Raw genomic sequence first — 12,842 nt, 5'->3', positions numbered from 1 at the left:
TTGGGGGGGGGGTGTTGGTGGGGGGGGTGGGTTGGTTTTGATCGTCAATGGGTTGATCCATAGTATTCTCCTAAATTAGATTGTTGGGCAAGATCGCACGCTAGGTCTAGGTAGGCTGTGGGGCTCAATTCATGCGGGCGCGCTTGGGGCTTGAGGGCGTGCTGAGTTAGAAACTCTTGTAGCCAGCTGGGCGCACAAACCCCCTTGAGATTATTGCTAAGGGTCTTGCGGTTGGCTTTAAAAGCGCATCTGAGCAACTTTTCTAAGTCTGCAACATCTAAAGAGGGGGGGCTGGATTGCAAGGGGTGTTTGATCAAGGCGATCACGCTGGAGCGCACTTTGGGGGGCGGATTAAACGCCTCCTTGGGCACTTCAAAACACAGCGCGCGCCTAGCGCATGTGAGCCCGGCTAGCACACTGAGCGCGCCATAATCCCCGCTCCCCACATGGGCGCAAAATTTCAAACCCACTTCTAATTGGGTCATCACAACCATTCCCACACAAAGGCTATCTTTGAGCGCGTGGGCGATGATGGGTGTAGCGATGTAATAGGGCAAGTTAGAAACCAAGAAATAGGGTTTGTCGCACAAAAAGCCCATACGGGGCAATCTAAGCCCTGTGTGTGCCAAGACATCGTATGTGCCATTTTCAACCCCTTTGCGTTCCATCACATCGCCCACCACCAACGCCAAACGCCCCCAAGATGCAGGAGTGAGCCTATTTTTTAGCCCTATGGCTAACGCCTTATCCACCTCATAGGCGATCAAAGTCTTAGAGCCCAGCCTATCTAAAAGCCTAGCACTGAGATCTCCCAAGCCAACCCCTATCTCTACCATCTGCACCTCATTGCTAAAGTGCTCGTAGGGGATGGATTGTAAGATCTGATCTAAATAATAGGCATCGTGCAAAAAATGTTGCCCTAGCAACGCCATAATTAACCTTACATTTGCGATTTATTCTAGCATGGGCTAGCTTAAACGCGTGGAAAATGGCTATAATGCAAAGTCTTTAAGGAGTAACCATGATCTTTAGCGATCAAGAATTGCAAAAACCTGTAGAAAAAGCCTTAGAAAAAGTGCGCCCAATGCTTTTAAGAGATGGGGGCGATGTGGTCTTACTTGGGATCAAGGACGCTAAGGTGTATGTGTCCTTAGTGGGGGCGTGTAAGGGCTGTGCGGCTAGCTCTAACACGCTCAAATTTGGGATTGAACGCTGTTTGCAAGAGGAGATTCACCCGGATATGCAGGTGGTGCATGTGTCCAAAGAGCAGTATCAAGAACTTTTCTCTTAAGGTAACCCTTGAATAACGACCCTAAAAAGCGATCCCTGCTCGCGCAGGGCTATAAAGCCTTTTTACAAAAGCAGTATTTTAGAGCCTTGTTTTTGTGCTCCCAAGCCCTCTTTTTAGATCCCCTGGACGCGCATGCCAAAATTGGCTTGCTACTCAGCGACATCGCCCTAGACTTCCCCAAAGAGGCGCATAGTTTTTATGAGCTTTACCAAAACCTCTTACACTCCCAGCCCCGGCGCTACAAAGCCAGCATTCAGGGGCAGATTTTAGAGCTCATTAACTCCTTTGATGAGAGTTTGAGCAAGATGGCGCAAGCCTTTGGGCATGAAAACCAACTCAAGGCAGAGAGCTTGGATGGGATTTTATACGCCGATTTCAAGGCGATGTGCGCGGGCAAGGATTTTAAAGAAGTCTTTGAGAATTTGATGTTTAGCACTAAGGTCATCTTTGAGCGCAAAGAGGACTTTTACGAGTTTTTAGAAAACTTGGTCGATCACCAATTTTATGACATGTCCATCGCTTACATTGAAAACATGCGCGAATTGCTTTGGTATGACCCGCGTGTGATGGCGTTGTTGCAAAAGGCGTTGCGTTTAGAAAAGGCACAAAGAGAGGGCAAGCATGGTTGTTCCTAAGCGCGTGGATTTTAATCATCAAACCTATAAAGCCCTAAGCGATGACACGCGAGAGATACAACCCGGGGTTTTGCTAGTTAAAACCCCCACTAATGCGCGCTTTATTCCCCCCAATACGCCCCATTTAGAGGCGCAAGAATTGGGGCGTTATTTTAATGTGAAAATCCCCCTCATTGGCATCACTGGCACTAATGGCAAGACCACCACCGCCGCGCTCATCACCCATGCGCTCCACGCTTTGGGGCATTCTTGCGCTTTGCTGGGCACAAGGGGGTTTTTTATCCACAATGCCCAAGTTAAGCCTAAGGGGCTCACCACGCCCAGCTTGTTAGAACTTTACAGCGATATTGAGCGCGCTAGCGCAGAGGGGGCGCACTATTTTATAATGGAGGTGAGCTCGCATGCGATCGCCCAAGAGCGCATTTTAGGTTTAAAGTTTAACACTAAGGTGCATACCAATATCACCAGCGATCACTTGGATTATCATGGCGATATAGAGACTTACCGCGCGATCAAAAACCAGTTTTTAAGCGATACAGGCTTAAAAATTGTCAATTTAGACGACCCGCATGTGCGCTTTAACCCTGCTAATGCTTATGGCTATGCCTGCGAGCGTAAGAGCCATTTGAGCGTGAACGCTTATAGTTTGCAACCTAATTTGAGCGCGCATGTAGAATTTCGCCCCGATCCTAGAGCACGGCGCAACCCTAGTAGTGCTGTAGAAATGGGGATCGTGCATGCGCCTCTTATGGGCTTGCACAATCTTTATAACCTCTTGGGGGCATTGCTGTGCGTGCGCATGCTTACTCAAAAGCCCCTAGAGAGTCTTTGCCCCCTACTCTCTGATTTTCCCGGGGTGGAGGGGCGTATGGAGGTGGTACACCAAAATCCTTTAGTGGTGGTGGATTTTGCCCATACCGCCGATGGATTTGTGCAGATTTTCAACAGCTTTAAGGCGCAAAAGATTAAGGTAGTCTTTGGCGCAGGAGGAGATAGAGACAAAAGCAAACGAGCGCTGATGGGGCAGGTGGCTAGTAACTACGCGCTTAAAACTTACATCACCTCAGATAATCCACGCACTGAGGAGCCTCTAGCTATTATTGAGGATATTCTAAAAGGGGTCGCCCCAGAATTGCGCGCGCGCGTGGTGGTGCAACCCGATCGCAAAAAAGCCATCGAATTAGCCCTAGGCGAGCTACAAAGCGATGAGGTGTTGCTCATTTTGGGTAAGGGAGATGAATGCGTGCAGATTATAGGGGATGCGCATTTGCCCTTTGATGATCGCACCATCGTGCGCCAATTTTTCAACAAGGATTAACATGCAAGATTTTTACCTGTGGTGCGATTTTATTGAAAGGGATTTTTTAGAGGGAGAGTTCCGCACACTCTTAGATCAAGGACAGATCGCAGGAGCGACTTCTAACCCTACTCTTTTTGCCCAAGCGATCAAATCTGGGGCGTATACAGAGCAGATCGCCAAACTCAAGGGCGCAAAAATGGGGGTTAAGGACATTTACGAACATTTGGTGATCACGGACATTAAGAGGTGCGCCCAGCTTTTATTGCCTCTTTGGGAACAAAATAAAGCCACAGGCTACATTAGTTTAGAGATCGACCCTTTTTTAGCCGAGGATGTGGGGGCAAGTGTAGCAGAGGCACGCGCCTTGTTTGATCGCATTAACATGCCCAATGTGATGATCAAAATTCCAGCTACACAGGTAGGCTTAGAGGTGATGGAGCATTTAGCCAAAAGTAAAGACATGCCCTTGAACGCGACCTTGGTTTTTGAGCCCGATCAGGCTCATCGTTGCGTCAGCGCGCTTAAAAGTGCGCCTATGGGCGTGGTGAGTATTTTCGTCTCGCGGGTGGACACTTTAGTAAACCAGCTATTACAGCAAGAGTCAAGACTTTCTGCAGGCACACAAGCCTATCTACGCAACCAAATGGGTATTATTAACGCCCTAAAATGTCGTGAGTGGGTGCGCGCTTGCAGTTACGATAATGTTTATCCTCTCTTTGCCAGCACAGGGGTTAAAGACCCCAATCTGCCCAAAGACTACTACCTACAAGCCCTCAAACTAGAGCACAGCGTGATCACCGCCCCCCTAGATGCGCTTGAAGCCTATCATAAACACCCCAGCACCCCCTTCACTCCCTCCAAACACACTAAAACCATTCTGCAAGACTTAGGGCTAAATTTAAAAAACTCCCCTCTTTTAGATCAGGGGCTTAAAGCTTTTCAAGGGGCGTTTGAAGCACTGCTCCAAAGCCTTGCCTAATGCCTTGATGAATGCCCTCCACACAGAGGAGGTTGATCATCAATCTTAGCGATAAGCTCCTCCATCAAGACCTATAACACCACGACCGAGCTAGAGGAGAATAACCAAAACGCCCAAGACAGCCTATTGGTTACACACCCACACCAAGCCCAATACAACACCAACAAACGGCTTAGTGGTGCAGATCCACCTTAAAACTAAGATCAGGGGGGTATTGGCACTGCTGGGGTGGGGATTTTTGCAAGTGGCTTTGCAGGGGCTAGCGCGCTCTTAGATCCGCGTTACAACCAAATCAAGGGCTTTAGCGTGGGCTTTGTGGGCAAATACCCCAACGCACCCAAAATCCGTTATGGCGATGGCTATGATCTGCGTGTTAACCCGCAAGCGCGCATGGGCTTGGGTTATCACTGGAAATGGTTGAGCTTAGCTTGGGATTTGATCTCACTTCTAATAAAACTTTAATGCTGGGCAAAATAGCTAGATGGCAGGCAGGGGATCATTTGGATAGTTCTGTGCGATCAGGGCTATAAGTTAGTGCTTTCAATGGGGGTCAAAACCCCCCAACTACCTAGCGGTGAAACTAGGCGGGGGTTGGAAGTGGTAGGGGCTTTAAACCCCTTTCAAGTCTTACCTAGAAGGTGTGGACATAGTTGACATACCACACATAGCGTCTCATATCTGTGAACCCGGGAGCGAGTTTTTGAGGGATCATGGGGAACTTGATTCCAGCTTGGATCGCAGAGTGCTCCATAATGCGGATTCGACCGCCCACATTAAAGAGGAATTGGAAGGCGGTGTGCTGGAAAGTATTAAAATTCCAAGTGTTACCCGCCAACTGAATACCCCCTACCAAACCAAAGGCGAAGGGATCGGTGGCGATCACATTCACGATCGCGTCTGCCGCCCCGCCATAGGTGTAGACATTCCACTTGTCGCGAGCAGTGGGTCCCATGATATGGCTATTGTTCCAATCAAAGAAGCCATAAACCTGCCCGCCAAACCATTTGTTAACAAAGCCCACGCCCCCTAATTCCACATCCATACCATAAAGGGGGAAACCACTTGTGAGGGCGGATTTATAGCCTCCCTGCCCGCCCTTACCTTGTTGGTAGCCTAGTCCGATGAAAAACCCATTCTTCTCTGCTTGTGCCACCTGCGCAACACCCATCGCCATTAGTGCCGAGAGTGCTAAACTTTTTGCTTTAATCCCAAAGGCCATAAAAACTCCTCGCTGCATTTTTTTATACGAATAGGTAAGCTAAGAGTGTTCCACCCCAACGCTTACCAATCCGCACAACCCTAGATCGGCTAAAAGCGCATTATTGAAGTAAACCGCGCCACAAAAAAACAAAAAATAAGCAAATGTGAAACTGGCTCCAGATGTAGGATTCGAACCTACGACCAAGCGGTTAACAGCCGCCTACTCTACCGCTGAGCTAATCTGGAATAAGAAAGAAATCATTATACACAAATTTTACAAACTTTGTCAAGTTGTTTTTGTGGTCTTGTTTTTAAGTTTGCTTTGCTATGATGAACCCCTTACATCTCAAATAAAGGAAAATTAGCGTGTCTCTTTTAGTCAGCCAAGAGTGTATTGCCTGTGATGCATGCCGTGAAGAGTGCCCTACAGAAGCCATTGATGAAAACGATCCCATCTATAGCATCGATCCCGATCGTTGCACCGAATGTGTGGGCTATAGCGATGAGCCTAGCTGTGTGAGTGTGTGCCCTGTGGATGCCATTGTGCTAGACCCCAATAACACCGAAAGCCCAGAAGAGCTCCAAGATAAATACCAGATCCTGCAAGGCTATGATCGCTAATGGCAAAAATTACCGCCGTCATTGACATAGGTTCTAATTCCATGCGCATGGCGATCTTCAAAAAAACAAGCCAGTTTGGGTTTTATTTGCTTTACGAACTCAAATCCAAGGTGCGCATTTCTCAAGGGACTTACGAGCACGGAGGCATTTTGCAAAAAGCCCCTATCAAGCGCGCGATCAAAGCGCTTAGTGAATTTAAAGAGATCGCGCAAAAATACAAGAGTAAGAAATTGCTCTGCGTGGCTACAAGCGCGGTGCGCGATGCGCCCAACGCCCAAGAATTTGTCGCGCTAGTGCGCAAAGAATGCGGGTTGCGCGTGCGCGTCATTGATGGGATCAAAGAAGCCTTTTATGGGGGCGTGGCGTGCGCGAATTTATTACACCATAGGGAGGGCATCACCATTGATATTGGGGGGGGGAGCACGGAATGCGCCCTGATTAAAGAGGGCAAGATCGCCGATTTGCTCTCTTTAGACTTGGGCACAATCCGCCTTAAAGAACTCTTTTTTGACAAAGATGCCCCCTTGCAAAGCGCGCTAGATTTCATCGCCAAAGAATTGGTCAAAATCCCCGCGCATTACCAAAGCGTGCAAGTCTTTGGGGTGGGAGGGACGATTCGCGCCATTGCCAAGCTAGCCATACAACGCAATAACTATCCCATTGAGGTGGTGCATGGCTATGAGATGGGGGTAGGAGATCATATAGATTTCATCTACGACATCGCACAAAGCTCGCAAGCGCGCCTAGAGGTGTTGGGTGTGAGCGCTGATCGCCAAGATAGTATCCGGGGTGGGGCGTTGATTCTTTGGGCGTTGTTAAAACGCCTTAACCCGCAGAAAATTGTAGCAAGCGGGGTGGGGGTGCGTGAGGGGGTGTTTTTGAGCGACATGCTAAGAAACCACAAACACAGCTTCCCTAAGGGGATCAACCCCTCTATTCTCTCCTTATTGGATCGCTTTTTGCCCCACGCCCAGCACAGCCAAGAAGTCAAGCGGGTGTGCGTTAAACTCTTTGAGGTGCTATCCCCCTTGCATCGTATCTCTACAGAATATCTCTACCACCTCAAAATCGCCGGACAACTCTCTGGAATTGGCAAGGTGCTCAATTTCTATGGCGCGCACAAGCACGCGGCGTATTTGGCTCTCAACGCGTTGAGCTATGGGTTTTCCCACCAAGATCGCGCTATTATCTGCTTGCTGGTGCAATTTAGCCAGAAAAAAATCCCCAAAGACAGCAATATCGCCCACATTAGCACGATCATGCCCCCTATCCTCACCTTGCAATGGCTAAGTTTCATTTTAGGGCTAGCCGAAGCGCTCTGCACCACACGCGTGCCTAAAGACATTGTCTACACCCTCAAAGGTAAAACCCTCCTTATTAAAAGTGCCAAAGAACTCTATTTATGCCAAGAGATGATCCCCAAGTTGAACACCCCGATCGCCTTGGACATTGAATTTTTATGAATGTCGCTATTATCCGCTTTTCGGCTATGGGGGACATCATTGTAAGCGCGGTCTTTTTGCCCTTTCTCAAAGAGCACTACCCCCAAGCCCAAATCCATTGGTTTGTAGATACCCTATTTTCCCCCATTTTAGAGCACTCCCCCTGCATCGACACCCTCCATATTATCCCCTACAAACAGATTTTGCGCTCCAAAAATCCGGTTAAAATTTGGCGTTTCTATCGCGATTTGCAAGACTCTGTGCCAAGCTTTGATGTCCTCATTGACATGCAGGGTTTGTTAAAATCCGCCCTATTTGGGGCGTTTTTGTCTAAAAAAGCTTTTGTGGGCTTTGATCTCTTCTCTATTAGAGACGCCTAGCTAGCCTATTTTACACCCACAAGGTGTCCATACCCTACAGCGCGCATATTCTCAAGCGCAACCAAGCCGTGCTAGAGCGTGGGTTTAATATACTTAGCCCATGTGCCTTGGAGGGGGTGCTAGAATCGCGCCAACGCGCCTTTTATCTGCCTGCTTGTCCTAAGTTAGAGGTGCTCTTGCCTCCCACACGCCCCCATGTCCTCTTTGTGCTAGAAGCTTCCATGCCCAATAAGATGTATCCATGGCAGAGTTTCGCGCAGGTGGGGGCGTTGCTCCAACACAGCGGGGTAGCTATCGCGCTCTTGTGGCATGCGCATTTGGATCGCGCTACAGAACTCTATGAGCAACTCCTAGCTTATGTGCCCGCCATCTTATTGCCCTCCCTGGATTTAGCAGAAGTGAAGCGTTTGATCTCGCTTGTGAGCGTGGTCGTGGGGGGGGATACGGGGATCGTGCATTTAGCTTGGGCGCTTAAAGTGCCCTCTGTAACCCTGTATGGCAATACCCCCAAGAGGCGTTTTGCCCTAGAGGGGCGCGCCCATGCCGCTTTAGGGGGCGGTGTGGGGGCTAATTATTCCAAAGAGGATTTTTCTATCCAAAAAATCCCCCCTAAACAAGTGGCGCAAGCCATTTTGCAAGTGTTAAAAGAGGCTAAATGAGTGTGCGTAGAGAGTGGGGGGTGTTTTGTGCCAAATTGTTAGAGTGGAGTGCTAACGCGCTAGGGTGGGGCTTGGCTAAAATGCCCCATGGGGGTTTTGTGGCATGTGTGCGCGCGTTGGGCTTTGTGATGTCTAAATTGGATCGGCGGCGCTATTGGGACGCACGGGCGAATTTGGATTTTGTCTTCCCAGAGATGGATCGCGCGCGCAAAGAGGCGATCATCAGGCGCGGGTATGACAATTTGGCTTTCATCGTGCTAGAGAGTATGCGGGTGGTGTTTCTGCCTAAAGCAGAGTATGATGCGTGTTTTACATTGGTGGATCGCCACCATGTGCTAGAAGTGTTGGAAAAAGATGGGCAAGCGGTAGTAATGGGGATGCACTTTGGGTATTGGGAAGCCATTGGGACTTCTTTAGCCCAATACCACAGCGATCAAGAAAGGGGGTCTTTGGGGCGACTCACTAAATTCGCCCCTGTAAACGCCATGCTCATCAAAAGGCGCGAAGCCTTTGGGGTGCGCTTTATTGACAAAATGGGGGCGTTTAAAGAACTCTTGAAAATTTACAACCGGGGCAAGGGGCTAGTGGGGATTTTGGTGGATCAAAATATCTCGCCCAAAGAGGGAGTTGAGGTGGAGTTTTTGGGGCACAGGGCTACACACACCACGATCGCCTCCATTTTATCGCGCCGCTATAACATCGCCATTTTGCCCGTGATCGTGGACTTCAATGAGGATTATAGCCACTACACTGCCACCTACTACCCCCCCATTCGCGCCCAAAACACTAAGGACGCGCAAAGCGATATTTTACAAGCCACCCAAGAGCAGGCTAGCTTGAGCGAAGAGATCATCAAAGCCCACCCGGAAAGCTGGCTATGGTTTCATCGGCGTTTTAAAAGCACGCACCCAGAAATTTACCACAAGCCTAAGTCTTAAGATGGCTAGCCAAACACAGCGCGCACAGCATGCCCACACTAAACCCGGCGATGAGCGCGCCCATAGTGTGCGCGTTATAATAGATACGCGCGCCCATTGTCAAAAAGGCTAGGGGCAAGAAGATCAGCCACACCCAGCCATAACGGCGCACCAAAAAGCCCAAAGCACAGGCGATCATAGAAGAGTGCCCGCTGGGCATGTTCTTGTTGCTCCCATTGGGGCGCTCACCCAAACGCCTACCAAAAAGCACCACATTATTTAGCCCCCATTTGAGCGCGTGCGTGGCGATGGTTGTGGCGATACTCACATGGATAATTTGGATCAAACCGATAGGATCGCGCTTGATCAAGGGTAGGGCAACAGAGGCGATGGTGGGCACAAAACGGGCATAATGTTCAGTAGCGTTAAACACTAAAGGGACTTGGGGTTGTTTGGCGATCTTAGGAAAGGGGGTGATCGCCCCGACTAAGAAAAGCGCGATGAAAAGCATAAGAGTCTTAAGGGGGAGACATCTAGGGAAACTTTGCGCATAAAGGGCTTTGAAAGTTTTCATTGGAAAATATCCCAGTGGGGGTTGTAGGCATTACTAGTCCCTACCACCCCAAACGCCCCCAGAATGCTAGAAAAGATCACGCGTTGATCGTAGTTTTGCAAGAGGGGTTTGAAGCGGTGGGTAGCTTTGAATGCCGGGTTAGCATAGACAATGAAGGGGACTTGCTTTTGCACATCTGGGGCGATCAAATAGGGTGTGCCATGCAAATATAGCCCATGTTCGCCCAAACTCTCGCCATGGTCGCTCATGTAGAGCAATAGCGCGGGGTTTTGGGTGTGTTGCAATGTGTCAATGATATTATCTAGCACCATGTCGTTATAGACAATGGTGTTATCATAGGCATTCACCAAACTCTCCACACTGCAGGCACTAGGCTCGCTATGGGTGCAAAGGGGCTTAAAGGGGGCAAAATCTTGGGGCACTTTGTCCACATATAGGGGTCCGTGTGAACCCTTGAGGTGCAGGATCACTAAGAGATTGTCCTTAGCGTATTGTTGCACCACAAAGGGCAGGGCATGCGCTAAAGCCATGTCAAAACCAAGCTGATTTACCCCCTTAGCTTGCAACCAATGCTGCCATGTATACTCGCTAGGATGCCAATCTACACGCATGGGAGGTTGCCCGTCATTAAGACTAAGCCACACCACTTTTATGCCCTGTCTGTGCAAGAAAGAGGGGAGATTTTCATAACCCTGTTTGCAAGTGAGCATGCAAGAAAGAGCGGCAGTGGTATAGGTGGCACAAGAAGTAGCCTTGAGGGCTAAAATTTCTTGCTTGTTTAAACGGGCTTGTAATTTGGGTGTGGTAGCCCTAGCATAACCATAAATGCCATAATTAGCCCGCCTAGCACTCTCCCCAATGGCTAACACCACGACCGTATTATGGGCTTTAAAAAAGAGATTGTTAAATGCTTTGGGGGGGCTTTGATGCCATGAGGCTAACAACACCCTAAAGGCGTTTACGCTGTAGCTATAGGGCAGGGCTAGCCCGCCAATGTATCTAGCGTGGTGATCTATAAATAACCATTGCTTGGTGTGGGTGAAACTCCAAAGCAAAAACACTAAGGCAGAACCTAAAAAAATGCCCAGTTTAGCCCGCCTCCTAGTCTTAGCCACAGGCAAGATGAAAAATAGCCCAGCTAAAATAAGCCCTAGCACCACAAAAAGCCACAAATGCCCCCCGATGAGCGCGCTCATTTCGCTAGTGTTAGTGTGCAAGACATTGCCCATCATGCTCTTAGTCAAAAATACATGGTAAGTGTCAATGTAATAAAAAGCGATGGCATTGCCCAAAGTCAACAACGCCATCACAGCTTGCATGCAAAAACTCCCCAACAAAGAGAGCAACACCAGCAACATGTTCGTAGTGCAAACATAGGCTAAAGCCACACTCCACACAAGCCCCCACCCCCCCTCATGCTCTAGAATATAGCGCCACAAGGGGGCATGGAAGACAAGCAAAGAGACAAGACTATAGAGTAATAACACCCCCCAAAGAGGCAAGGGTTTGATGCTAAAGCGTGTCAAGCTCTAAGATCAACCCCATATAACAATCCCCTATTTGCCCACATAAACCTGTCGTGGGCGTGCGATCCTAGCTTGGGTGTTTTTCACATGTTCTAAGAGTTGCGCGCACCAGCCCACCGTGCGCCCGATGACAAATACCGGAGTGAAGAAACGCACGGGGATCTTCAAGGCGCGCAAAATCGTGCCGGAGTAAAAATCTACATTGGGGTAGAGATTGCGCGCCACAAAATATTCATCTTTGAGCGCCACCTCCTCTACTTTGGCGGCGATCTCATCTAGATGGGGGTCCATCTTAATGCCCTTTGCTTGCAAATCGTCCTTGAGCTTTTTAAGAATACGCGCGCGCGGATCGTAACTCTTATAGACGCGATGCCCAAAGCCCATGAGTTTAAAAGGGTCGTTTTTATCTTTCACGCGGGCGATGTATTTGTCTACATTTTTCACATCCCCAATTTCTTCTAGCTGAATCAAAACTTTTTCATTCGCCCCCCCATGCAAATGCCCCCATAGCGCGCTAATCCCCGCGCTAATGGCTGCATAAGGGTGCACACCTGTAGAAGCGACATTGCGCACGGTGGTGGCTGAGGCGTTTTGCCCATGATCGGCATGCAAGGTCAAAATCTTATCAAAGGCTTCTACTTCTAGGGGGGTGATTTCCACTTGACCGTGCAAACTGTGCTTAAGTCGACCATGCGGGTAGGCGCGCAACATAAACAAGATATTTTCAATGTAACTCCTAGCCATATCAGGGTAAATCAAGGGCGCGCCAATCTCATTGCGGTAGCAAATAGCGGCTAAGGTAGGCATTTTAGCCACAATGCGCCTAGCCATCGTCTGGTAGTCCTCTTCATTCTTCATAGCCCCATGATCGGAGTAGAAAGTAGACAGAATAGAAACCCCGCTACTGAGCTTTGCCATTGGGTGGGCGTTGGTGGGGAAAGCGTGGAACATATTGCGCAAAGTTTCGTGGATAAAACTCCTATGGCGCAACTCTAACTCAAACTCTAAAGATTCATCGGCATCTTTGGGAAGCGAATCTGTCAGCAAAAGCTTACACACATCGCTATAGCGGTATTTGGCGACTAATTCCTCTAGGGGGTAACCTTTGTAGTAAAGCTCCCCCTTTTGTCCGTCAATATAACTAATTGTAGATTTGCACCCGGCAGTGGAGGCATAACCCGGATCATAGGAGAGAAACCCCGTGCGTTCGTAGAGTTTGGAAAAATCTATACCATCAGCCCCACGCGTGGCTTGGATGGTTTCAAATTCATAGCGTTGTTGGGTGGTATGATCAATGAGTGTAATAGACATGTGTTCC

At 48.9% G+C, this 12,842-nt stretch carries 15 protein-coding genes and 1 tRNA gene; 10 read left to right on the top strand and 6 right to left on the bottom strand.

The features are described from left to right. Positions 1 to 44: 44 nt before the first annotated feature. Positions 45 to 932 (bottom strand): 16S rRNA (adenine(1518)-N(6)/adenine(1519)-N(6))-dimethyltransferase RsmA, encoded by an 888-nt coding sequence (rsmA, locus tag EAO33_RS02995; RefSeq protein WP_120944843.1) that lies wholly within the window; start codon positions 930 to 932, stop codon positions 45 to 47. 89 nt (positions 933 to 1,021) lie between these two features. Here rsmA and EAO33_RS02990 point away from each other — a divergent pair, with 89 nt between their 5' ends. The 5 genes from EAO33_RS02990 to EAO33_RS02970 all read left to right on the top strand — a co-directional run bounded on the left by EAO33_RS02990 (position 1,022) and on the right by EAO33_RS02970 (position 4,667). Next, positions 1,022 to 1,291 carry a NifU family protein gene (locus EAO33_RS02990; RefSeq protein ID WP_120944841.1) on the top strand — a complete coding sequence of 90 codons (270 nt, stop codon included), beginning with the start codon at positions 1,022 to 1,024 and terminating at the stop codon, positions 1,289 to 1,291. Between the two features lie 8 nt (positions 1,292 to 1,299). Next, on the top strand, positions 1,300 to 1,926 hold the full coding sequence (locus EAO33_RS02985; protein ID WP_120944839.1) for a histidine kinase: 627 nt from the start codon (positions 1,300 to 1,302) through the stop codon (positions 1,924 to 1,926). Further along, positions 1,913 to 3,244 (top strand): UDP-N-acetylmuramoyl-L-alanyl-D-glutamate--2,6-diaminopimelate ligase, encoded by a 1,332-nt coding sequence (locus EAO33_RS02980; RefSeq protein WP_120944837.1) that lies wholly within the window; start codon positions 1,913 to 1,915, stop codon positions 3,242 to 3,244. Before EAO33_RS02985 ends, EAO33_RS02980 begins: the two co-directional genes overlap by 14 nt. A gap of 1 nt (position 3,245) precedes the next feature. Then, the gene (gene tal, locus EAO33_RS02975; RefSeq protein ID WP_120944835.1) at positions 3,246 to 4,205 is read left to right on the top strand and encodes a transaldolase; all 960 of its coding nucleotides are present in this window, start codon (positions 3,246 to 3,248) and stop codon (positions 4,203 to 4,205) included. 228 nt (positions 4,206 to 4,433) lie between these two features. Then, positions 4,434 to 4,667, top strand: coding sequence for a hypothetical protein (locus tag EAO33_RS02970; protein WP_120944833.1), 234 nt, complete (start codon positions 4,434 to 4,436; stop codon positions 4,665 to 4,667). A 169-nt stretch (positions 4,668 to 4,836) separates the two neighbouring features. Here the strand turns inward: EAO33_RS02970 and EAO33_RS02965 are convergent, their stop codons facing one another. Together EAO33_RS02965 and EAO33_RS02960 are read right to left on the bottom strand one after the other, a co-directional pair. Continuing rightward, positions 4,837 to 5,424, bottom strand: coding sequence for an outer membrane protein (locus EAO33_RS02965; RefSeq protein ID WP_120944831.1), 588 nt, complete (start codon positions 5,422 to 5,424; stop codon positions 4,837 to 4,839). Positions 5,425 to 5,576: 152 nt separating this feature from the next. Beyond that, positions 5,577 to 5,651: transfer RNA gene (locus tag EAO33_RS02960), tRNA-Asn, on the bottom strand. 120 nt (positions 5,652 to 5,771) lie between these two features. Between EAO33_RS02960 and EAO33_RS02955 the strand changes: the two genes are divergently transcribed. From EAO33_RS02955 to EAO33_RS02940, 5 genes are read left to right on the top strand one after another with little or no spacing between them, the layout of a single operon-like run. Continuing rightward, positions 5,772 to 6,026 carry a YfhL family 4Fe-4S dicluster ferredoxin gene (locus EAO33_RS02955; RefSeq protein ID WP_120944829.1) on the top strand — a complete coding sequence of 85 codons (255 nt, stop codon included), beginning with the start codon at positions 5,772 to 5,774 and terminating at the stop codon, positions 6,024 to 6,026. Beyond that, the gene (locus EAO33_RS02950; RefSeq protein ID WP_120944827.1) at positions 6,026 to 7,489 is read left to right on the top strand and encodes a Ppx/GppA phosphatase family protein; all 1,464 of its coding nucleotides are present in this window, start codon (positions 6,026 to 6,028) and stop codon (positions 7,487 to 7,489) included. Before EAO33_RS02955 ends, EAO33_RS02950 begins: the two co-directional genes overlap by 1 nt. Further along, entirely contained in the window at positions 7,486 to 7,848 is a 363-nt protein-coding gene (locus EAO33_RS09405) for a glycosyltransferase family protein (protein ID WP_235853015.1), read from the top strand. Before EAO33_RS02950 ends, EAO33_RS09405 begins: the two co-directional genes overlap by 4 nt. 23 nt (positions 7,849 to 7,871) lie before the next feature. Then, positions 7,872 to 8,507, top strand: a complete 636-nt coding sequence (locus tag EAO33_RS09400; RefSeq protein WP_235853014.1) for a glycosyltransferase family 9 protein — start codon at positions 7,872 to 7,874, stop codon at positions 8,505 to 8,507. Then, positions 8,504 to 9,445, top strand: a complete 942-nt coding sequence (locus EAO33_RS02940; protein ID WP_120944825.1) for a lipid A biosynthesis lauroyl acyltransferase — start codon at positions 8,504 to 8,506, stop codon at positions 9,443 to 9,445. The genes EAO33_RS09400 and EAO33_RS02940 overlap by 4 nt, the downstream gene beginning before the upstream one ends. On the opposite strand, the gene lpxE is transcribed toward EAO33_RS02940, so the two are convergent. From lpxE to EAO33_RS02925, 3 genes are read right to left on the bottom strand one after another with little or no spacing between them, the layout of a single operon-like run. Further along, the gene (gene lpxE, locus EAO33_RS02935; RefSeq protein ID WP_120944823.1) at positions 9,435 to 9,998 is read right to left on the bottom strand and encodes a lipid A 1-phosphatase LpxE; all 564 of its coding nucleotides are present in this window, start codon (positions 9,996 to 9,998) and stop codon (positions 9,435 to 9,437) included. The genes EAO33_RS02940 and lpxE overlap by 11 nt on opposite strands. Next, complete coding sequence (locus EAO33_RS02930) at positions 9,995 to 11,524, bottom strand: sulfatase-like hydrolase/transferase (RefSeq protein WP_120944821.1); 1,530 nt, start codon at positions 11,522 to 11,524, stop codon at positions 9,995 to 9,997. Before EAO33_RS02930 ends, lpxE begins: the two co-directional genes overlap by 4 nt. A 30-nt stretch (positions 11,525 to 11,554) precedes the next feature. Continuing rightward, positions 11,555 to 12,835, bottom strand: coding sequence for a citrate synthase (locus EAO33_RS02925; RefSeq protein ID WP_120944819.1), 1,281 nt, complete (start codon positions 12,833 to 12,835; stop codon positions 11,555 to 11,557). Positions 12,836 to 12,842: the final 7 nt, after the last annotated feature.

The organism is Helicobacter labacensis, from assembly GCF_003660285.1.
In the GTDB taxonomy this organism is placed as follows: Bacteria; Campylobacterota; Campylobacteria; order Campylobacterales; family Helicobacteraceae; genus Helicobacter; species Helicobacter labacensis.
The sequence above is the reverse complement of the archived record's forward strand: the minus strand, read 5'-3'. Positions and strand labels throughout refer to the sequence as shown.

Excerpts from the sequence above, each read along its gene's own strand:
- EAO33_RS02950 (WP_120944827.1), top strand. The coding sequence starts at position 6,026 with ATGGCAAAAATTACCGCCGTCATTGACATAGGTTCTAATTCCATGCGC.
- EAO33_RS02925 (WP_120944819.1), bottom strand. The coding sequence starts at position 12,835 with ATGTCTATTACACTCATTGATCATACCACCCAACAACGCTATGAATTT.
- EAO33_RS02965 (WP_120944831.1), bottom strand. The coding sequence starts at position 5,424 with ATGGCCTTTGGGATTAAAGCAAAAAGTTTAGCACTCTCGGCACTAATG.
- rsmA (WP_120944843.1), bottom strand. The coding sequence starts at position 932 with ATGGCGTTGCTAGGGCAACATTTTTTGCACGATGCCTATTATTTAGAT.
- EAO33_RS02980 (WP_120944837.1), top strand. The coding sequence starts at position 1,913 with ATGGTTGTTCCTAAGCGCGTGGATTTTAATCATCAAACCTATAAAGCC.
- EAO33_RS09405 (WP_235853015.1), top strand. The coding sequence starts at position 7,486 with ATGAATGTCGCTATTATCCGCTTTTCGGCTATGGGGGACATCATTGTA.
- EAO33_RS02990 (WP_120944841.1), top strand. The coding sequence starts at position 1,022 with ATGATCTTTAGCGATCAAGAATTGCAAAAACCTGTAGAAAAAGCCTTA.
- EAO33_RS02940 (WP_120944825.1), top strand. The coding sequence starts at position 8,504 with ATGAGTGTGCGTAGAGAGTGGGGGGTGTTTTGTGCCAAATTGTTAGAG.
- lpxE (WP_120944823.1), bottom strand. The coding sequence starts at position 9,998 with ATGAAAACTTTCAAAGCCCTTTATGCGCAAAGTTTCCCTAGATGTCTC.
- tal (WP_120944835.1), top strand. The coding sequence starts at position 3,246 with ATGCAAGATTTTTACCTGTGGTGCGATTTTATTGAAAGGGATTTTTTA.